Consider the following 20689-nt stretch of genomic DNA (forward strand, 5'->3'; position numbering starts at 1 on the left):
AAGAAAACCTGGAGCAATTAATTATGCTCTAGGTTTTCTTTTTTATTTTTAGCGATAAATCAATTAAAAATCATAGTCGGCCTGTTTTTGGACAATCTAAGAAAAAGAAAACTTTGCAAGAGGTGATATGCATGATAATTGAAAAGTCGACTGAGTGGAAAGAGGGCTTTATAAAAAGGTTAGAGAATGTGGAACCTTGGGATAATTGGACACTTTACAATATGAGTTACGACGTAGTTAAAACTAACTTGATTGCAGACTTCACCGGGCTTCAATCTCCCAAATATTTACCCAACTTAACTCCTCTTACCCATCAATTAGAAGTGGCTGAAACGGTTATCGAAAGGATGAATGGAAAAGCAATTCTAGCAGACGAAGTTGGGCTTGGTAAAACCATTGAAGCAGGTTTGATATTAAAGGAATATCTCGTTCGCGGACTAGTAAAAAAAGCGTTAATTTTAGCTCCGGCTTCTCTTATCACTCAATGGGTGGAAGAACTGAACTATAAATTTTACATTCCTGCGATACCCTATAAAAAAAATACTCCCATTGACTATTATGATGTTGTCGTAATGAGTATGGATACTGCAAAGAAAAATCCGCATAGAGAACTCATATATGCGCAAGAATACGACATGATCATTATTGATGAAGCACATAAGCTAAAAAATCATAAAACGCAAATCTACGAGTTTGTTCAAAGTTTAAAGAAAAAGTTTTGTTTGTTGTTAACAGCCACGCCTGTGCAAAATAATGTTTTTGAGTTGTTTTATCTTATTTCTTTACTAAAACCAGGACATCTTGGGAATTATGAGACGTTTCAATCTTCATTTTCTGCTAGCAAGCATAGTTTAGAGCATGAAGATTATTTGAAAGAATTGGTGAATCAAGTGATGGTTAGAAATAGAAGACAAAACACTGGCATTGAATGGACTAATCGTTGTGTTCAAATAATCCCAATCCAGTTTACGAAAGAAGAAAAAGATGTCTATGATTTAATTTTAGCACTTAAGGACGTTTCCCCTGTTTTTTCTGGGACCTTTTCTATGATCACGTTGCAAAAGGAAATGTGTAGCAGCAAGGAAGCTACATATTTGACCTTAAATAAAATGCGACAAAATTGTGTGGAACCAAAAGAGAATGAATACGTGGAGGAAATCATTCAAAAATTGATGGCATTGGAAATAAACTCGAAGGCAGAAAAAGTGTATGAAATAATTTCACAAGCAAATGATAAGGTCATTATTTTTACCGAATATAAAGCAAGTCAAGCATACTTGCAGTGGTATTTGAATTCAAAAGGAATTACAAGCGTTCTCTTTAATGGGCAATTCAATAAAAATAAACGAGATTGGATGAAACATTTATTTAAAGAACAAGCGCAAGTACTCATTGCAACGGAATCCGGGGGAGAAGGGATTAACCTTCAATTTTGTCACCATGTTATCAATTATGATTTGCCCTGGAATCCAATGAAATTAGAACAACGAATTGGACGAGTCCACCGGTTAGGGCAAGAGCATGACGTTCATATATATAATTTAGCAATAGATAACACCATCGAAAAAGATATATTGGATTTGCTTTATGTGAAGATTGATGTTTTTGAAAAAGTCGTGGGGGAGTTAGACGATATTTTATCTGCGTTCAAAAAATCTATTTGAGGAGGATAAACATGTACCCGCAGCAAGTGCACGGTTATTTACAAACATTCTTTCAAGAAAACAATTGCGAGATTTTGAATGATAACGAACACTATATTACCGTTCAATTAACGATCAATATGGATAAAAAAATTATGAATCGCCCTTACTATTGGCAGTATTTAGAAAGCGTAAATGGCGTCCCAAATCCAGCCCAATTAACTCTAATTACCAATCAAAATAAGTTGGATGAAGATATTAAAGGAGAAATCGTGCACTTTGGTTCACCACGACTCAATCAATTGTTTCGAGTAACTAAAGAGCTAGGTGCTTTTGTCCAAATGTTTGAAAAGGTAGATAAGATGGAAGCTAGGGTTATTTTAACACCATGGCTAGGGGTAAATTATAAAATATCATATTACAGCGACCAAACAAAAGAAATACTCTACTCTTTAGGGATTAATCTAATGACAGGAGTCATTCAAGAAGAATTTCAGGAATCTATAAGTGACTTGGTCATGGATGAATGTATGTCTGGAGCCGTCTTTCATTTGCCTTATATTATTAAACCAATTCGTGCTTTGGAACGATTAGATGCCGTAATTGAAAATATCATCCAACAAGATGATCATACATGGGCAGAAGAAGCAACTGAGAGATGGCGTAAGGATCTTCATATATTGGAGCATTTCTATGAAGAGGTGGTAGACAAGCCTGAATGTTACGAGATGGAAAAAAAAGCAATGGAGGAACAGTACAAAGTAAGGATAAAGGTTGAAGTAATAAATGGTGGACTATTTTATAAGAAATAGGTAGGAGGGGGGATAATTGTTCGTCCTCTTTTTAGGTTGACAAGAAAGCAAAAAATAGAGAATCGGATGATCAAAGCTCACAATCGTATGATCAGGAGTTATATGACTTGTCGGAGGCATTCACAAAACAGGTCACGGTCATTGCGACAGGATATCTCAATGACCGTGTGTTTTGTTACACTATTTCGTTTTCGGGAGTAGTTTATTCAATAAAATTGCTGCTATTGCGGCTACTGCAACAGGAGAACTAAATACATATTGTAATGTGTTAGGTAAAGTGTATAAAAAATCTTTTGGAATAAGCGTTAAAGCTAGTGTTAATATCATTGGCACCGCGATGACATACATTTCTTTCTCTCTTATTACTTCGTTTTTCATTACCTTTAAACCACTAATCGCAATCACGCCACAAACGATGACGAAAACCCCGCCGATGACAGCAGATGGAACTGCAGAGATTAGGGCAGATAACTTGCTTGAAAAACCGAATAACACAAACCAAGCTCCAGCAGCGATAAAGACACGACGACTAGCAACACCAGTGATGGAAATGATTCCGGCATTAGTTGAGTATCCAGTAACAGGAGTTGTTCCTAATAAGGAAGCGATAAGACAGCCGATACCTTCTCCAATTACGCCGCGGTTAATATTTTTTTCTGTTAACGGTTTGTCTATGACATTACTCACGGCAAACCATGTGCCGGTTGTCTCTGCCATTAGAACAATATATATAATAACCATCGTAATAATTGCAGATGGATTAAAAGAAAAGTTAAAGTCGACAAAAGGGATTTGTGGTAAGCTAAACCATTTTGCATCTCCGACAGCCGATAAATTCAATACTCCCATAAAGTTTGCTGCAATACACCCTACGATTAAAGCGGCAATAACGGAAGTAATACGAAAAACTCGGCCTTTCTTTCCGAACAAAGATCCTAACATTACACATAAAATGAGCACAGCACCTGAGATAAGCGCCAAATAGATATTTTGTGCAACAGTAGCACCACCTGCATTGTAAATATTATCATTTAATGCGACTGGCATTAACGAAAGTCCGACTACAAAAATGATTGTCCCACCAACGATGGTTGGCACAAAGGTCTTAACCAATTTATTGAAAATACCTGTAAAACCTAAAATGATAACTAGAATAGAAGCGATTAAACTAGCACCTAAAACAGTGCCCCAACCATTTATTCCACCACCACTAGCTGCATAGATCCCTACGATAGCGCCAATCGGGATAAAAGAAGGGCCTTGGGCAACTGGTAACTTCATACAAAAATAAGTTTGGACGATTGTTGCAATTCCTGCAGCAATAAAAGTAGATTGTATCAACGCTGTTGATTGACCAGACTGTAAAGAGATTAGCATGGCAATGATGAAAGGTACCACGTAAACGTCCATCGCAAGTACATGTTGTAAACCGAGTAACGTGGATTGACCTAGTGAAACTTTTTCATCGGGACCAACCGTTAAGCGTGGATTACTATTGTGAGCTTGTTTATGTGTAGGTATTTCCATAGGTAACGAGCACCTCCAAGTTTTTTTGTATTACGAACGTGAGTGAACTTTATCTCCTTGAATCCACACTTCGCGAATATTTTCTGGTCGAACAAGATACATTATTTTTTGGAAGACATCGTTTACGTCTTCATGCTCGTTAAAAATAGGTAGTTTTGCAGATACGATTTTGGTATCGATAATTTGTACATCCCAAGCATAGCTTTCTGCTAGACGGCCGATTGGTAAGCTTAAACTTTCACCCCCACCGGCAGTCGCGAAATAGAATGCTTCATTTATCGTGATCCGTGATGCTGGCACGCCACGTTCTTCAGCGGGAAGAGTCGGATTAACACCATCCTCTAACATTCTTGAAGACATCACAGCTTGTCTTGCATTATCGAAAAGACTAGGTGAAAAGCCACCAGAAATATCAGAGCCTAAGCCAATCTCAACACCTTTGGAATGCAAATGAGCAATAGGAATAACGCTATTGGCAAAGTAAGCATTGGAAATTGGACAATGGGCAACGGCGGTTCCCGTTTCGGCAAATAAATCTGCATCGTCTTCATCTAAGAAATTACAATGCGCCATTACGGATTTATCGCGTAATAGACCAAAATCATTCAATGCAAAGGCATCGTTCTTTTGTAAGCGTTCTTGGACATAACTATGTGCCCAGTCACTTTCACTACAGTGCGATTGAACATACGTATCGTATTTAGCAGCAAGTTCTCCTAAACCTTTTAGACCTTCTTCCGTACAGCTTGGAATAAAGCGAGGAGTGACTACTGGGTATACCCCTTGTTTAGTTGATTTTGCTAATTCTTTGACAGCTAAAATAAATTCTTCCGTATCAGCTAATGCAGTTTGAGTATCTGCATCCCGATAAAATGTTGGATTTTGTTCAGGGTCATCCATTACAACTTTTCCAACTAGGCCGCGTTGTCCTTTTTCTGCACAGATTTCAGCTAGTAACAAACTTGCTTCTTTATGGACAGTTGCAAAATAAAGCGCCGTCGTAGTTCCGTTTGCGAGCAAAGTACTTACTACGTCTTCGTAGACATTTTTTGCAAAAGCTAAATCTGAAAACTTAGACTCAAGTGGGAATGTATATGTATTTAACCAGTCATAAAGTGGGATATCTAACGCAGTACCGGATTGAGCCCATTGCGGCGCGTGTACGTGCAAATCCACGAAGCCTGGTAAGAAATATTGACCTTCAGCTAAACGATGAAAATTTTCTTTTCCTTGATAAACGTCTAGTAAGTCTTGAAAGACTGTATCTTCTGGAGCTACTATTTTTTCAATCATACCTTTGCTATTAATGCAGAATAAGTAATCGTTTAGAATTTCTACTTCTTTTGGTGATTTACTTGTAAAAGCAGTCCCTTGAAAAATTTGTGCATATTCTCTCATAAACTCCGCCTTAATGTTCGTATTTTGAAATCATATTTGCTATTATAGAGCAAAATAAATATAGAGTATAGATAATAAGCGAATAATTTTTGAATTATATTTTATAATGTTTGTGTTTTGTAATATTTTTAGAAAATACTTGAATTAATTGAAGGTAATTATAACTTAATTATTATAATTATTAGATTATTATTCTTTTTATGGTCCTTTTTAGGTATAATTTAAATTAATTTATAGAAATTAGGTAATTTTGAGGGATTGAATGTTACTTCGATTTGCAAAGCGAAACGCTAGCTGAAGAATATGATTGAGACTGAATTAGGAGTGAATCAATTGGGATTACTTATAATTAGACATGGACAATCGGAAGCGGATTTACTAGGGGTACACGAAGGTAGAGCGGATTTTCCTTTAACAGAGCTTGGAGAGCAGCAAGCAAAAAGGCTGTCTGATTATGTATCTACAAATTTTTCGCCTGACATTATTTTAGCAAGTCCGTTGAAAAGAGCGAAAAGAACGGCTGTCATTTTAAAAGAAGCAATCGGATGTGAATTAATTGTAGAAAGTGACTTAATGGAATTTAATAATGGTGTTCTTGCGGGGCTTTCCAGAGAAGAGGCGGCTGTTAAATATCCATTACCCCCAAATGGGAGACCAGCTCATATACCAATTGAAAATGGCGAGTCAGACTTGGAATTTCGTTTTCGAGCAGAAAGGATTTTTCATAAAGTTATTTTTGACTACAGAGATTATCAAAGAGTGGCGATTGTCTCTCATGGCGGTTTAATCTCACATTTGCTTAAAGCATTTCTTCGTCAACCGAATGCCAGTGATTTTGCATTTGCTACAGGTGATACTGGTATTCATTTATTGGAGATAAAAGAGAATGTGAGCGTTATAAGGTTTCTGAATAGACAGGAACACTTAAACTAAAAAAAGGGGTGTAAGTTATTTATTTACTACGTGAGTTAATTTCATAAATAGCATTAAATTATTTAAACACGAACAATTCTTAATTTCTTAATTGATTAGAACGACAGGCGGCGACTCCAGCGGGATGAGTGAGACAGATGCGACATTACAAACGACGCGAATGCGGCGGTGATGGCTCATCTCTCACGCCGTGGAAAGCGTTTGCCTATAGCGGAAATCATGCTGATTTATGAAGAGTATATTATAAATATTCTCACATTTCACTTTAATATTGTTCGTGTTATTTGCTCTAAATTGGAATTATGAAGTTGATTCACGTACTTAGTGCATGTAAATGCCTTTGAAAAGCCTATAATTTATTCCATTAATGAAAATATTACAATTGTATCAATGTGTCGAACTTTGTCATTTAATTGATATCTTCTTCACACGAATCTGCAATAGTCCTGTCATCTTTGGATGGTAAACTAGTTTTGTTAGTGAAAAGGAGGAAATTCATCTTATGAAAAAACACATTATTGCACTAACAGCAATGGTAACACTATCAGTAGGAGTGGTGGGACAAGCTTCCGCAGCAACTGTTCATACGGTAGAAAAAGGAGATACACTTTGGGCTATTTCGAAAGAAACAAATGTAAGTGTACAAGATTTGCAAGAATGGAACGGACTTGATACAACAGTTATATATCCATCTCAACAGTTAAAGGTAGAAGAAACCACTGATACATATAAAGTTGTCTTAGGAGATACACTTTTTGATATTGCGAAAGAACATAATTTATCTGTCGATGATTTAATGGATAGCAATCACCTTACAAGTGATTTAATCTTTCCAGGAGATGAATTAGTCTTTGAAGGCACAAAAACAAGTCAGCCTAAAAAAAGTGTAGTTTCCGTACCTACGACTCATCAATCTGATACAACTAAACCAGCGATACAACCAGTGGTAAAGCCAGTGGCTAAGCCAGTTGCACAACCTGTGACAAAAACTGCTGTTCAATCTAAGTCAATAGCAAAAGAGATAACTGTTTCTTCAACAGCGTATACAGCATCTTGTGTAGGATGTTCGGGAGTAACATCAACAGGTATAGATTTACATGCAAATCCGAACAAAAAAGTCATTTCTGTAGATCCGACTGTCATTCCACTAGGTTCAAAAGTCTGGGTAGAAGGCTATGGGGAAGCGATTGCCGGAGATACGGGTGGATCAATTAAAGGAAATAAAATTGATATTTTCTTTCCAACAAAAGAATCAGCGCTCAATTGGGGCCGCAAAACGGTTAAAGTAAAAGTTTTAAATTAGAAATCAAGAAAAAATATACTATATAACATGCTCTAATAACAAGAATCATTTGTTTTAGAGCATGTTATTTTTGTGGAGTAAAATATAGGGACATATGTCCTTTCCAAAATGGATGAATCTATCTTTAAATAGAGATAACAAGTCGAATGGGGGAAATGCAAAATGAAAGGGATCTTTTTCGCGTTATTAGGTGGTGCATTTATTACTTTGCAAGGTGTTGCTAATGCCCGAATTAGTCAAGATATTGGTACGTGGCAGACGGCAGCGATTACACAATTTACTGGGTTTGTGTTAGCTTTGTTCATCGTGTTGTTCGTACGTGATGGCAAATGGCAAATGTTAAAGCAAGTGAAACCGTTATATTTAACTGGTGGGGCCATGGCTGCAGTTATTATTTTTAGTAATATTACAGCTATTCATCAAATTGGCGTTACGCTTACTATATCTGCAGTTTTAATTGCCCAATTAAGTTTGACGTTTGTCATTGATATTAATGGTTGGTTTGGTGTAGGTAAGCAGCAGATGAAATTACCTCAGTTTATTGGTATGGGAATGATGGTAGCTGGTGTTGTGATGTTAGGACTTTGAATGGCTAGCGGGGAGGCGAAAAACCATGAAGCAAATGAAAGATCGTGAGCAACTCAATTATTATTTATATTCTCATCAAATAGCATCTGTATTTAACGAAGAGTTAATGCCCTACTTGTCGTTATATAATTTTGATCAAGGAGAAATTATTTGTGAACAGGGAGAACCCCAGAGTCATCTATATATCCTTGTGAAAGGGAAGATAAAAATTTTTATGACCTCTTCCGAAGGGCATAAGCTAATTATTGCTTTTAAATCCCCGCTTGAAATAGTGGGGGATATTGAATTCATACAAAATATTGAGTTGATCAATACGGTTGAAGCTGTCACGCCAGTTTGTATGATTGGGATCCATTACGATTGGTTAAAAAAGTATGGAATGGACTATCCTCCTCTCCTGCAATTTTTACTTAAGGTCATTACAAGGAAATTTCGTATTAAGGATAATTCTTTTAGTTTTAACATGATGTATCCAGTAGAGGTACGTTTAGCAAGTTATTTAATGTCCATATCTTTTGATGAATCGAATACTAATTTTAAAGGTCGGCTCCCTATAAAAGATTTGAAAGATGCAGCTGGTCTTATCGGAACTAGCTATCGACATCTAAATCGAGTCATTAATCAGTTATGCGCAGATGGATTAATTGAACGTAATAAAGAGTTTATCAACGTAAAAGATCGCGATGGGTTAAGTGTTCTTGCTAACCACAATATTTATGAATGAATCGAGGAGCTGAGCAGATGTTTGTAGGATTAGTAATAGCACTAATTGGAGGCTTTTTCTTAAGCTTGCAAAATATATTTAATACCAAAGTGAATGAAAAAACGGGTTCTTGGACAGCGACAACCTTGATATTAGGAATGGGGTTTTTTGCTTCGCTTCTCATTGGTTTCATTATAGAAGGTGAACGTATGTGGATGTTGGATAATATGAAAAATTGGTATTGGTTTAGTGGGATTATTGGAGTGGGTGTCGTAATCTGCGTGATTCAAAGTATCAAATTACTTGGTCCAACATATGCGATTGCCATTGTACTTACATCGCAGCTTTGCTTTGCACTACTCTGGGATTCATTAGGCTGGTTAGGGTTAGAAAAAATACCTTTTACGTTTCAACAGTTATTAGGAGTATTGATTATTATCGGTGGAATAATCCTTTTTAAACTCGGTGGTAAAGAAGTAGTAGCGGAGAACTAAATATATTGCAACAACTTCCCTGAATAAAAAGCATAGTATGTTAGTATGCACAACATTATGGAAGGGGAGATTCTATGTATTATTCAAACGTTCATCATCCTTCATTACCTCCTATGCGAGTTATTACGGTGACTGGAAATGGCAAGATTTCCGTTCAACCAAACTATGTTCAAATTCAAATAGAAGTGATTACGGAGGGTAAAGATGTTAGTATAGCTCAGCAGGAAAATGCAAACATCATGAATCGCGTAATCCAATCCATTTTGGCACTTAGTATTCCAAAAGAGGATATACAAACTGCAGCATATAATGTATTTCCAAACTATGACTATATAGAAGGAAAACAAGTCTTGCGCGGATATGAAGTAACAAATGCGATTAATGTAAAACTAAAAGATACTAGTCAAATTGGAACTGTCATTGATACAGCCGTACAAAATGGTGCAAATCGCATTTCAGGTATTCAGTTTAAAATGGAAAATGCCGATTCTTCTTATCAACAAGCTCTTCGTTTAGCCCTTCAAAATGCACAAATGAAAGCAAAAACAATCGCTGATACTATGAAATTACCATTACATCCACAACCGATAGAAATTGTAGAAGTGAATGAGGCGGCGGGCCCTGTACTATTTAAATCAGTTGCCATGTCTGAATCAGCAAATACGCCAATTGAACAAGGACAAATAACAATTAGTGCAGCTGTTCGGGTTAAATTTCAATACTAATTTATAGTAGGGAACTCTAGTAAGAGAAGTTTTAATAAAATTAGGAAGCAGGTTGTTCATTTTAATTGAACACCCTGCCTTCTTTATTTTGTTATAAACAGTTTCAATTGTTAGCTTTTTTGTGGTTTCATTATTGGAGTTTAATTATTCTTCTTGCTGGTTTGATTCATTTTCAAGATAGTTGTCTTGTGTTATAGAAATATCAACTAGAGGGACTTTTTGTATGTTAAGCATCTCCAAGAAATTACTAAAAAATCTTTCCTGCTCCTCTTTTTGTAGCTTTATATTGTTCAAAATTGTTTTATTCATTTGCTCCAAAGAGTTGTATTTCTCCATGGAATCTTTCATATATCTGCTTTGATTAATAGAAGAGTTATTTAAAAAATTCTTTTGTCTAACAATCCTTCGATGCAAGATATTTATTACTTCCCCTTGTTTCCTCGATTGTTCCATTATCCTTTTATTAGAGTCAGTTAGTTTTTCTATATGGAAGGTGGATTTTTTTGTGGTTTGAGCGGTTCCTATTACCATATTTCTGAGATTTAAATAATTTTGCCTTTGGATTCTTTTTTGTTCGTCTATTGCTATTTCTTGATCTTGTACCTTATCTAATATTGTTTGACATAAGTCCCTCAAGTGAGAAGATTGTTCCATATAATGCAGGTTGAAGGATTTTTGTTCTTCTAAGAGTTCTACATAAGGACTAGTTACAGCATGGCTTCGATTATTGTTCATTGCAAGGTTTGTGGAAAATAAATGTACCTTCGATTCTTTCATTTCTACATACTCCTTTTTATAGCAGATGATCGTCATTCTATATTTTATGAACCTAATCGCTAATTGTGAAGAAATCTGCGGATTCAATAAGCAGTATTTCAAATTCCTTTAGATTGTAAAAGTTAGAAAACGGTATTTTTAAAAATAAAAATAATTATTAAATAGCGAGTAGAAAAATCGAGTCTGGAAAAAGACACTTTCTTTCCGCTGACGAACCACCCGAATGTATGACGTCATTCAAGTGTTAAAGACAAAATAGTAAAAGGTGTCGCGTTCTGAAACAATTACATATTGTTTCGAAACATGACACCTTGGTTTTATAGATAATTGTATGCTTTTTTACTTAGTGACAGGCCAGTTGCAACGCCTGTTCTCCTAGAGTATTTTCCTCCTATACGAGAATGAGCCACAAGAAATATCCCAGTAATAGTGAACCAATGTTTCGTCCGAAGCATTCAGGAAATAGAGAAGACAAGAAGCACTTAAAGCAGGCTTGCACTTTTCTTGAAAAATAAGAAAGTATATAACTTTTATGCTGTGAACAGGTTGATTTCCGCTACAGGCGGAGCTTGCAAGTCGGATAAGCATCAAGCAGCTTCCTTCGAAACGTGCGAGTTCTGGGTCTTGATTTGATTGCATATCCTAGGAGTCGCCGAAGTCTGCACCAATCAACAGTGCAATTAAGAAAGGCAATATGCTTCGTAGAAATAATGAACTAGTACTTTCCATTGTTTATCTATAGGGCTAATGGAACCTGAAAAAATAGATAGCATTCTTTGATAAAGAAGTGCTGAGCGGACGAAATTGACTCTTCGTCTGCTTTTAAAAGAATGGTTAAGTATCTAATCTCTCATTAACCAAACCAAATGCACCATGTCATTAAATATTTCAAGAGGGCGAAGGACTAACATCCGCCACAAGATTACCGAAAAAATGGATCGTGAAGTGACGCAGTCACTTCACGATCCACAAAAAATCCATCGGTAATAGTGTAGCTAATGTTTCGTCCAAAGTATTCAGGAAATAGAGAAGACAAGGTGCACTTAAAGAGCGCTTGCACTTTTCTTATGACAAATCTCAGAGTACTTTATGGGTTTTTAAAAACTCGTTTACTAATAGATAAGACTGGGCAAACTTGAACCCTAATTGCCATTCTCCGATTCCTTTTAAATGATAGTCAGTGACCAACTTGAGTTTCTGAGCTCGGGCTCTTGAATCTTCAAACCACACAATATGCTTCTGACCAGCATCATCTCTATACTGAAAAAAAGGTTGTTGGTCTTCTTTGGAATATTGGATCGGTACTTGATGTTTCATAGCTGTTTCAATTGCCATAGAAACTGAAACGGCATGGGCATCGATCACGGTATTATCATGCATTTTCCAATCATAACCGTAACGTTGTACCCCTAGAATAATTTTACTTGCTTTCATATGCTTAAGAGCATACTCAATTGTCTGTCTTACTTCCTTTATGGGGGAGATGGGACCTGGCAAACTGGTTGCTTCGTGAAAATCATAGGCCATAATAACGACTAAATCAACAGCGGCGGCGATTCCTCCATAATCATAAGCCTTCAAATAAGGAAGTTTGTCATTCATCTTAGCTGGAATAGCGACGGAAGTATAATATCCTTCCGGCTTCAACTTTTCTCTTAACGAATGTAGAAAACTAGTATATAAATCTCTTTGTCCTTCTAGAAGCATTTCAAAATCAATATTTACACCGGCATAGTTTTTGTTCTTGATTAAATTGTAGATGTTTTTAATTAAACGAGCTTTAGCTTGGGGGGAGCTTAATACTTGATTTGCCAAGTCGGCATTAAATCCTGTTGATGTCAGATTAGTAATTACCGCAAGTGGTGCAACCTTATTCTCTCTTGCTACCCGAATAAGTTGTCGATCGTCCAAAGAGCTCAAACTTCCATCAGCAAGAATGTGGTATTCAAAAACCCCGAAAAAAGTATTGATAGGAGCTGCACTCTGAATCATATTTTTGTTTTTGGTAGGTGTTGAGGGCAATATATAGCTAAGATTTAATGCATCATATTTAGTTCTTGGAGGTAAATATAACATTGTGCCAACCGCTAACGTATCTGAGTGTAGGCCATTTATAAGACGTAAGGTTTCGACAGAAATAAAGCTCATTTGGGAAATAGAATAGAGCGAGTCCCCTGGTTGAACTGTATACATATTTGTCGGAATAAGTAAATCTTGTCCTGGTACCAAGCTATCCGTTTTTAAACCATTCGTTATACGTATGCTATCCATGGTTACCTGAAATTTTGTTGCAATCGAGAATAAGGAATCCCCCATTTTTACAACATAAATAAACATAGAACTCCCTCTTTCCCCAGTAGTTATTCATTTAAACATATGTAATTGTTAGAGGCTTCATAACCCCTTTTGCTAAGAAACCCAAATAAAAATCATACCAATAAAATTTATCTAATTATTTTAAATAGCGCGTTATTAATGTGTTAAACTAATTATTAAGTGTTTATGACTTTCGTGAAAATGAAGGAGTGAAGGTTTTTGTTGTTCATTAACCAAGATGAAGTAAGTACTTTACTATCAATGAAATCATGTATGAAAGTTATGGAAAGTACTTTGATAGATTTAGCTCAAGGGAAGGCAACTCAAGTATTGCGTTCCGTTTTAGCGATAGATGATGAAAATGTATTAGGGCAGATGCCAGGTTATTTAAAGAAGAATGGAGTGCTCGGAACGAAAGTAATTACGGTCTTTCCTAATAATCATAAGCATGGTCTACCATCGCATCAAGGAGTTGTATTACTTTTTAACGCTAAGAATGGAGAATTAATGGCAGTTGTTGATGGTTCGGAAATAACTGCAATCCGAACCGCAGCAGTTAGTGCGCTTGCAACTGACAAGCTATCTAGAGTAAATTCAAAAATATTATGTCTTTTAGGAACAGGGACGCAAGCAAAAACCCATTTAGAAGCTATGTTAACAGTTAGGCCAATTGAATTAGTGAAAATTTGGAGTCGTAATATTCGAAATGCGAACCAATTTAAAGAGGAGATGCAACAGAAATTTAAGGTGTCAATAATCCTCTGTGATACAGCTGAAGAGGCCGCATTAGATGCAGACATTATCTGTACAGTTACCTCCTCAACAGAACCAATTTTAAAAGCGACCTGGGTTAAAGCAGGTGCCCATGTGAATGCAGTTGGAGCATGTAAGCCAAATGATAGAGAACTAGATTCAGAACTTGTGAGAACGTCTAAACTTTACGTCGACAGTATAGAATCTACCCAAAATGAGTCAGGAGATTATTTAATCCCATTAAAAGAAGGTGTCATTGAGCAAAATCATATTATAGGGGAAATTGGTAGGTTATTAATTTATAAAAATACAAGCAGGACATCGGAAACAGATATAACGATTTTTAAGTCGCTAGGATTAGCGATTGAGGATATTGCTGCAGCTAATTTCATTTATGAAGAGATTGTGAGGAAATTCAATGATTAATTTTCAAAAAGGGCTATTCGATTTTCGATTAACAAAAGAACAGGAAGAAAGAGCAAAGAACTTACATAACGCTAGCATTATTATCGATCTGCTATTTCAAGGTCCGTTATCGCCGCTAGCCATTTCGGATGAGATTTCGGAGGTATTAAAAGAGAAATGTGAACCGTTTCAAGATGACCCTATGGCTTATAGTGGTATGCCAAGAAAGATTATTGCAAAAATGTCAGCAAATAATGAAATTCCAGCATTTGAAGAAGAGTGGTACCAATCGGGAATCACCGCTGCAAATAGACAAATAAGCTTATCAGATCGTGAAAGTATTATCTCGAGTATGGCTGAAGTACAAATGCAATTTGATAAGCTACCTTGGTTAACGAAAGTTTTAACTACTGACGATATTAAGCGAGCGAAAGAAAATAATGTAAAAGCGGGAATCGTGACAGCGCAAGAAACGGAAGGACTTGGAACAAATCTTGAACTACTTGATGCAATGCATGATTTTGGATTGAGGGTGCTTCAACTAACGTATAATACACAAAATTATATAGGTGCTGGTTGTGCGGAGCGATCAAATGCGGGGCTCACCAATTTTGGAGTTAAATTCGTTGCGCGCCTAAATGAACTCGGTATTGTTGTTGACACAGGACATTGTGGAAAACAAACAACGTTAGATGCATGTAAATACTCTACAAAACCCGTCATTGCATCACATACAGGAGTAGAAAATATCTTTAACCATATGAGATGTAAAAGTGATGAAGAAATAATCGAAATCGCGAAAACTGGCGGGGTTATAGGGGTGTTTGCGATGCCGTGGTTTGTGCATGATGATCCAAATGCTACGACAATTAATCATGTATTGGATCACATTGACTACATCGTTAACTTGGTAGGTGTTGATCATGTTGGTATTGGAACGGATTGGCCTATGAGTGACGTAACTTGGTCGTTAGTTTATTTTAAAGAAAAAATTGCTCCCCTCTTAGGATTTAAAAAAGGAGATGGTCCATCAACCGAAACGGTTACCGGCTTGGAGAAGTATAGCTATTTCATTAATTTCACGAGGGGTCTAGTAGGTAGAGGTTACACGGATGAAGATATACAAAAAATAATCGGTGGAAATTGGTTACGAGTTTTCGAAGAGGTATGGGGGAACGGATATGAGTAGTTATTTAAATGAAACAATTTTCAATTATTATTGTGCTGGCGTGTACGAAGGGAAAATTAAATTCCAGGACAATAAGATAATGCATTCGAAAGTTAATAAACGTCAACGAACACAATTAAAAGAAAATGCATTGGCGGAAGATTTTCAAGCGAATTTACCGATTCGTCAAATCCATTCCAATTTAGAATTTTACGCAGAAGCGGATTGGTCTGGTGATGAAGTTCTTCTTGAAAATAAAGATTATTATAAGCAGCATATCTCTTATAATGCGACGATTGAAAACAAATTAGAAACATCACAAGTATGGGCTTTTCGAAATAATACAGCGGTGGATGTTGTTACTGTGAATGGAGAAGTGATCGCTTTTGTTTGCCCTAATAGATATGGTATGGAAATACTCGTGAAAGAGGGCTATGAAGCACTAACTCCTTTAGTTGTGTACGATGATCCAAATCTATCGAAACCGAAATTCGGTATTAATGATTTAGGCACTTATTTAATTCCGATGAGAGACGCAGTGAAACTGGCTACGGATGTTTATCTTCCAGAGGGAATAGGGGATATACAGAAAGTACCGACCATTTTAATCAGAACTTGTTATGATCGAAATCAAAAGAAAGAACAATTAATGCACTGGGTCAATAAAGGCTATGCAGTTGTAAATCAAGATGTTCGTGGGCGCGCAGATTCAGAAGGAAGTTTAGTGCCGTTTTATTATGAACGCGATGATGGCAGCGATACGATTGATTGGATTATTAAGCAGGATTGGTCGGATGGAAATGTTGGAATGTGGGGAGCATCCTACTTAGGTTATGTTGTCACAGCGGCATCAACAAGTGGACATCCCAACTTGAAAGCAGTTGTTAATGAAGTAAATGTAGGTTCACCTTTTACCGATACGGTAAGAAGGGGTGGTACCGTTTGTTCTTGGCCATTGCTCAGTTGGACGTTAGCGCAATCTGTAGGAACTAGAACCGATTTTAGTATTTTCTCAGGGGAAGCAGTAAGTGTGGAGGAAGCAGTTGATGCGAGACCAATAAAAGAAATTCCCCAACAAATTATTGGGAAAAACTCGGGTCCATGGGATCTTTGGAGTGAGCATCCAGAGTATGACGACTTTTGGCGGAATTGTACATATTCTGAAAAAGGGGATCAAGTAAAGGTCCCGATGTTTGTGATTTCTGGTTGGTATGATGGAGATGGTCCTGGCGTGTCAGAGACTTGGAGAATGCTAACTCAGCATGATGTACCGAACCGGAAAATAGTACTTGGGCCTTGGGAGCATAATCCAAATAGAGCACGAGATCTTAAAAGTCTACACTTCGGCAATAATTCAGTAGTCTACGATTATGACGTGAACGTGTTGAGATGGTTTGATCGATACTTAAAAGGAATAGAAAATGGTATCGATAAAGAACCAAGAGCAACGTACTATGTTGTTGGTGATAATGAATGGAAGCAATCAGATGATTGGTCTCCAAAAGAGTCTACGACGACGAATTTTTATTTATCCAGTAATGGAAATGCAAATTCGAGTAATGGAGACGGCTCTTTACTAAATAAACTGGCAGAATCTGCCCAAGCAGATCAATTTACTTATAATCCAAAAGAGCCGTTTGAGTTTAGTGGAGATAGAGAGCCTGACATACTAAATAAACATGAAATTAGAAATGATATACTTGTTTATACAAGTGATGTTCTGGAAGAAAATATTGTAGTGGCGGGTGAACTTTCTGCTGAAATTTACGCTGCAAGCTCAGGTATGGATACCGATTGGGTGGTGAATTTAAGCGTAGTGGATGAAACTGGAGAATCGATTCATCTCTCTAATTATATCGTAAGAGCAAAATATCGAAATGGTTATGATGCTCCAATACTACTTGAACCAGGTGAAATTGAAAAATACAACATCTATATGCAACCGATAGCTTATACTTTTAAGAAAGGAACTAAGATTAGGTTTTCTATCACATCTTCGAGTAAATTTGTTTCATTTCCAAATTCAAATACAGGGGAAAATCCTTATGAAAATCCAAAGGAATTGGTCGTCGTACAAAGGGTATATCATACGGAAGAATATCCAAGTCACGTGAAATTACCAATTTTGTTAAAGGAGAAGTAATATTAGCAGAGTTATATGCTTTTAGTTAAGAGTGTTTCGAATAATTCGAGCGCTCTTTTTGCTAGTGAAAATTAATCAAATGTATAAATGAAAGGCAATCTATCAGGAACGTGGCACTCCTTACCAACGTCTAAGAGTTAGCGAAGGAGATAGCTAAAAGTCTACTTAAATATGGTTTGCTCTCCAGTCACAACCATTTGTAAAATGGAACCGACTAGACTAGACTATTATTGCTATATTCAAGTTTTTAATAGGAGTAATGAAAATGAATAGTCAATTATTTTTACAGTTTAATACTATTTTTATTAGTATTTTAATAGAATCGTTACCCTTTATCATGTTAGCGGTAATTGTCTCAGCTTTAATACAAGTATTTGTGACAGATGAAATGCTTGCAAAAGTTATTCCCAAAAATCGGTTTCTATCGGTGCTCTCTGCAAGTGCGCTCGGTGCGGTTTTTCCAGCTTGTGAATGTGGAATTATTCCGATTGCACGAAGGTTAATGGCGAAAGGGGTTCCGCTCCATGCAGCAATTGCGTTCATGTTAACTGGACCAGTCATAAACCCAGTCGTGCTTTTCTCCACATATGTAGCTTTCGGGAACAGTTGGAAAATGGTCTTGTATCGTGGCGGACTATCGTTTATCGTTGCATTTATTGTCGGCTTAATACTTTCTTTTCAATTTAAGGAGCCTCAGTTAAAGCATATGTTAACGTACCAAGCTGCATCGCAAAATATCCCACTTAAAAGAAAAATATTAGGTGCTTTCAAACATATGGTAGATGAATTTTTTACCGTAGGAAAATACTTAATAGTAGGAGCATTAATAGCGGCTGCAGTACAAACGTATATGAAAACATCTATTTTAACTTCCATCGGACACGGAGAATATTCTTCTTCACTTGTCATGATGGGCTTGGCATACATTATGTCCCTATGTTCATCTGCGGATGCATTTGTTGCTGCTTCCTTTAGAAGTACATTTTCGACTGGAGCATTAGTGGCCTTTTTAGTATACGGTGCGAAGTTTGATATTAAGAACACATTAATGATGCTAGGGGTATTTAAAACAAAGTTCGTTTTTTTCTTATTTATCTATACAACCATTTTAGTTTTGCTAGGATCAATAATTATTACAAAATTGTAAAGAAAGGAGAAATTTAATAATGCTTCGTTGCTGGATTTTACTAGGATTTTCGTTTCTCTTTTTACATTTACATGCATCTGGAAATATATCGAAATACATTAACTTAAAATATTCCACGTTTTCTTTTCTCGCTATTTTCATCTTCTTTTTCTTTATGCTCATTCAAATGTATTTTACTTTGAGAGAGGGTAAAAATGAGGATGATTTGGACCCTATATGTGATTGTGGAATAGATCATTCCTTAGAGAGAAAGAAGTGGAAAGTGTGGATTAGTTACCCCATATTCCTGTTTCCTATTTTGACTGCATTGTTTCTTCCCGTTGCGACCCTGGATTCAAATATTGTTGCAGCAAAGGGATTTAACTTTGAAGTTTATAACGGTAAGGATGAGTACGGTGTCCATCAATTCCTTGAACCAGATAGTAGCGTGTTTTACGGTGAAGGGGGATATGATGAGATAAATGAAGAAGCACTAAGTAAGTACGAAAACAAAGACAATGTGATTTTAGATGATAAAGATTATCTATATGGGATGGAGACAATATACAAAAATCCTGGATACTTTACTGGTAAAACAATTGGTTTCAGAGGGTTTACTTACGTAGATAAGGAAACTGGAGATGTATTTTTGTTCCGGTTTGGCATCATACACTGTGTTGCAGATTCAGGAGTATTTGGGATGCTATTAGAACTTCCAAAAGATACAACATTCCAAAACGATGAATGGATTGACGTGGAAGGTACGATGGATACGTTGTACTACCAACCATTTAAAAAGACAATTCCTATATTAAAGGTAGACAAGATCAAGAAAATAACCGAACCGGAAGAACCATACGTTTATAGAAGCAATTAGTAATAAGGTATTTGATAGGAGAGATTTTGATGGAAAACAATACGAAAATTCCTGTCTACGTGATAAGTGGATTTCTTGGAAGTGGCAAAACTACAGTCCTATTGAATATGTTGGAACAATGCAAGAAAAGAGGACAACAACCCGGCATTATTTTGAATGAATTAGGTGAAGAAAATGTGGAAAGCCATTTATTTGAAGATAAAAAGGTATTTGAACTTCTAAATGGTTGTATTTGCTGTACTCTACAAGAGGATTTAAAAAAGACATTGGATGAATTAGTTACAGAAATGGAAGAACGGCCTCTGGATGTACTGTTCATTGAGGGTACTGGCGTGGCTAATCCATTAGAAATACAAGAAGCTCTTCTTTCTAAGCCATATATTGATCAGTTTGAAGTCATGTCTATTATTACCGTTTTGGATTCCAGTCATTATTTAGAATTTCAAAGTGTGTTTTCCAGTTCCGCAGAAGTTCGAAAACTAATGCAAGAGCAAATGGTCTGCGCAAGTTTATTGCTATTAAATAAGACAGATCTTGTCCCACCAAAACAACTAGATAAAGTTAAACAGAAAATAGCTAAAATCGTTGGGCAAGAAAAGCAAATGGTGAATAGTCATTACGGAAAGGTTGAACCGAAAATTCTGTTCGAAAAACGCTTTCAATCCATTGCAATCGGGGAGCAGCATTCGGAAATAACTCACCATCATCATCACCACTCCACTTTACAAGCACTTAAGCTGGAGGATTTACCTGCAATTCAACAAAAAGCGTTTGAAAAATGGCTCTTACAACTTCCTAGCGGTATTCTTCGAGGAAAAGGGATTATCGAAATTGAAAATTCAAGCCAACTTTATAGTTTTCAATACGCTTCAAAGAAAGCGCAATTCGTCCCAATTTCTGCTTCTTCAAATAAAAAGCCGGTTATCATTCTAATTGGTATGGGGCTAGACAATGAACAATTGAATGCCCATTGTAAACAGCTACTACAGCCAAAGTAA

General features: G+C 36.4%; 17 protein-coding genes and 1 pseudogene. 14 read left to right on the top strand and 4 right to left on the bottom strand.

Going from position 1 to position 20689, the window contains the following annotated elements:
- Positions 1–131: 131 nt before the first annotated feature.
- Together PB01_RS01665 and PB01_RS01670 are read left to right on the top strand one after the other, a co-directional pair.
- Positions 132–1746, top strand: a pseudogene (locus PB01_RS01665) (DEAD/DEAH box helicase).
- Positions 1676–2455 (top strand): YqhG family protein, encoded by a 780-nt coding sequence (locus PB01_RS01670; protein WP_151698565.1) that lies wholly within the window; start codon positions 1676–1678, stop codon positions 2453–2455. The pseudogene PB01_RS01665 and the gene PB01_RS01670 overlap by 71 nt, the downstream one beginning before the upstream one ends.
- A gap of 180 nt (positions 2456–2635) precedes the next feature.
- On the opposite strand, the gene PB01_RS01675 is transcribed toward PB01_RS01670, so the two are convergent.
- Together PB01_RS01675 and guaD are read right to left on the bottom strand one after the other, a co-directional pair.
- Entirely contained in the window at positions 2636–3982 is a 1347-nt protein-coding gene (locus PB01_RS01675; RefSeq protein ID WP_151698566.1) for a uracil-xanthine permease family protein, read from the bottom strand.
- 30 nt (positions 3983–4012) lie between these two features.
- Positions 4013–5380, bottom strand: a complete 1368-nt coding sequence (gene guaD, locus PB01_RS01680) for a guanine deaminase (RefSeq protein ID WP_151698567.1) — start codon at positions 5378–5380, stop codon at positions 4013–4015.
- A 303-nt stretch (positions 5381–5683) separates the two neighbouring features.
- Here guaD and PB01_RS01685 point away from each other — a divergent pair, with 303 nt between their 5' ends.
- The 6 genes from PB01_RS01685 (at position 5684) to PB01_RS01710 (ending at position 10126) form a co-directional block, all read left to right on the top strand.
- Complete coding sequence (locus PB01_RS01685) at positions 5684–6313, top strand: histidine phosphatase family protein (protein ID WP_404815102.1); 630 nt, start codon at positions 5684–5686, stop codon at positions 6311–6313.
- Between the two features lie 502 nt (positions 6314–6815).
- Entirely contained in the window at positions 6816–7616 is an 801-nt protein-coding gene (locus PB01_RS01690; RefSeq protein WP_151698569.1) for a LysM peptidoglycan-binding domain-containing protein, read from the top strand.
- A 162-nt stretch (positions 7617–7778) separates the two neighbouring features.
- Positions 7779–8204: a DMT family transporter gene (locus PB01_RS01695; protein ID WP_151698570.1), complete on the top strand. Its 426-nt coding sequence runs from the start codon at positions 7779–7781 to the stop codon at positions 8202–8204.
- Between the two features lie 25 nt (positions 8205–8229).
- Positions 8230–8928 (top strand): Crp/Fnr family transcriptional regulator, encoded by a 699-nt coding sequence (locus PB01_RS01700; protein ID WP_151698571.1) that lies wholly within the window; start codon positions 8230–8232, stop codon positions 8926–8928.
- A gap of 17 nt (positions 8929–8945) precedes the next feature.
- Positions 8946–9401 carry a DMT family transporter gene (locus PB01_RS01705; protein WP_151701930.1) on the top strand — a complete coding sequence of 152 codons (456 nt, stop codon included), beginning with the start codon at positions 8946–8948 and terminating at the stop codon, positions 9399–9401.
- 74 nt (positions 9402–9475) lie between these two features.
- Positions 9476–10126, top strand: a complete 651-nt coding sequence (locus PB01_RS01710; RefSeq protein WP_151698572.1) for an SIMPL domain-containing protein — start codon at positions 9476–9478, stop codon at positions 10124–10126.
- Between the two features lie 144 nt (positions 10127–10270).
- Here PB01_RS01710 and PB01_RS01715 read toward each other — a convergent pair whose 3' ends face one another.
- Entirely contained in the window at positions 10271–10903 is a 633-nt protein-coding gene (locus PB01_RS01715) for a hypothetical protein (protein ID WP_151698573.1), read from the bottom strand.
- Positions 10904–11980: 1077 nt separating this feature from the next.
- Positions 11981–13240, bottom strand: a complete 1260-nt coding sequence (locus tag PB01_RS01720) for a glycosyl hydrolase family 18 protein (protein WP_151698574.1) — start codon at positions 13238–13240, stop codon at positions 11981–11983.
- A 198-nt stretch (positions 13241–13438) separates the two neighbouring features.
- Here PB01_RS01720 and PB01_RS01725 point away from each other — a divergent pair, with 198 nt between their 5' ends.
- The 6 genes from PB01_RS01725 (at position 13439) to PB01_RS01750 (ending at position 20689) form a co-directional block, all read left to right on the top strand.
- Positions 13439–14398 (top strand): ornithine cyclodeaminase family protein, encoded by a 960-nt coding sequence (locus PB01_RS01725; protein WP_151698575.1) that lies wholly within the window; start codon positions 13439–13441, stop codon positions 14396–14398.
- Positions 14391–15566 (top strand): dipeptidase, encoded by a 1176-nt coding sequence (locus PB01_RS01730; protein ID WP_151698576.1) that lies wholly within the window; start codon positions 14391–14393, stop codon positions 15564–15566. Before PB01_RS01725 ends, PB01_RS01730 begins: the two co-directional genes overlap by 8 nt.
- Entirely contained in the window at positions 15559–17688 is a 2130-nt protein-coding gene (locus tag PB01_RS01735; RefSeq protein WP_151698577.1) for a CocE/NonD family hydrolase, read from the top strand. The genes PB01_RS01730 and PB01_RS01735 overlap by 8 nt, the downstream gene beginning before the upstream one ends.
- A gap of 265 nt (positions 17689–17953) precedes the next feature.
- Complete coding sequence (locus PB01_RS01740) at positions 17954–18835, top strand: permease (protein ID WP_151698578.1); 882 nt, start codon at positions 17954–17956, stop codon at positions 18833–18835.
- Between the two features lie 19 nt (positions 18836–18854).
- The gene (locus PB01_RS01745; protein WP_151698579.1) at positions 18855–19691 is read left to right on the top strand and encodes a TIGR03943 family putative permease subunit; all 837 of its coding nucleotides are present in this window, start codon (positions 18855–18857) and stop codon (positions 19689–19691) included.
- Positions 19692–19720: 29 nt separating this feature from the next.
- Positions 19721–20689, top strand: a complete 969-nt coding sequence (locus PB01_RS01750) for a CobW family GTP-binding protein (RefSeq protein ID WP_151698580.1) — start codon at positions 19721–19723, stop codon at positions 20687–20689.

Origin of the sequence: Psychrobacillus glaciei (genome assembly GCF_008973485.1) — a bacterium.
GTDB classification, from domain to species: domain Bacteria; phylum Bacillota; class Bacilli; order Bacillales_A; family Planococcaceae; genus Psychrobacillus; species Psychrobacillus glaciei.

Excerpts from the sequence above, each read along its gene's own strand:
- PB01_RS01670 (WP_151698565.1), top strand. The coding sequence starts at position 1,676 with ATGTACCCGCAGCAAGTGCACGGTTATTTACAAACATTCTTTCAAGAA.
- PB01_RS01675 (WP_151698566.1), bottom strand. The coding sequence starts at position 3,982 with ATGGAAATACCTACACATAAACAAGCTCACAATAGTAATCCACGCTTA.
- guaD (WP_151698567.1), bottom strand. The coding sequence starts at position 5,380 with ATGAGAGAATATGCACAAATTTTTCAAGGGACTGCTTTTACAAGTAAA.
- PB01_RS01685 (WP_404815102.1), top strand. The coding sequence starts at position 5,684 with ATGATTGAGACTGAATTAGGAGTGAATCAATTGGGATTACTTATAATT.
- PB01_RS01690 (WP_151698569.1), top strand. The coding sequence starts at position 6,816 with ATGAAAAAACACATTATTGCACTAACAGCAATGGTAACACTATCAGTA.
- PB01_RS01695 (WP_151698570.1), top strand. The coding sequence starts at position 7,779 with ATGAAAGGGATCTTTTTCGCGTTATTAGGTGGTGCATTTATTACTTTG.
- PB01_RS01700 (WP_151698571.1), top strand. The coding sequence starts at position 8,230 with ATGAAGCAAATGAAAGATCGTGAGCAACTCAATTATTATTTATATTCT.
- PB01_RS01705 (WP_151701930.1), top strand. The coding sequence starts at position 8,946 with ATGTTTGTAGGATTAGTAATAGCACTAATTGGAGGCTTTTTCTTAAGC.
- PB01_RS01710 (WP_151698572.1), top strand. The coding sequence starts at position 9,476 with ATGTATTATTCAAACGTTCATCATCCTTCATTACCTCCTATGCGAGTT.
- PB01_RS01715 (WP_151698573.1), bottom strand. The coding sequence starts at position 10,903 with ATGAAAGAATCGAAGGTACATTTATTTTCCACAAACCTTGCAATGAAC.
- PB01_RS01720 (WP_151698574.1), bottom strand. The coding sequence starts at position 13,240 with ATGTTTATTTATGTTGTAAAAATGGGGGATTCCTTATTCTCGATTGCA.
- PB01_RS01730 (WP_151698576.1), top strand. The coding sequence starts at position 14,391 with ATGATTAATTTTCAAAAAGGGCTATTCGATTTTCGATTAACAAAAGAA.
- PB01_RS01735 (WP_151698577.1), top strand. The coding sequence starts at position 15,559 with ATGAGTAGTTATTTAAATGAAACAATTTTCAATTATTATTGTGCTGGC.
- PB01_RS01740 (WP_151698578.1), top strand. The coding sequence starts at position 17,954 with ATGAATAGTCAATTATTTTTACAGTTTAATACTATTTTTATTAGTATT.
- PB01_RS01745 (WP_151698579.1), top strand. The coding sequence starts at position 18,855 with ATGCTTCGTTGCTGGATTTTACTAGGATTTTCGTTTCTCTTTTTACAT.
- PB01_RS01750 (WP_151698580.1), top strand. The coding sequence starts at position 19,721 with ATGGAAAACAATACGAAAATTCCTGTCTACGTGATAAGTGGATTTCTT.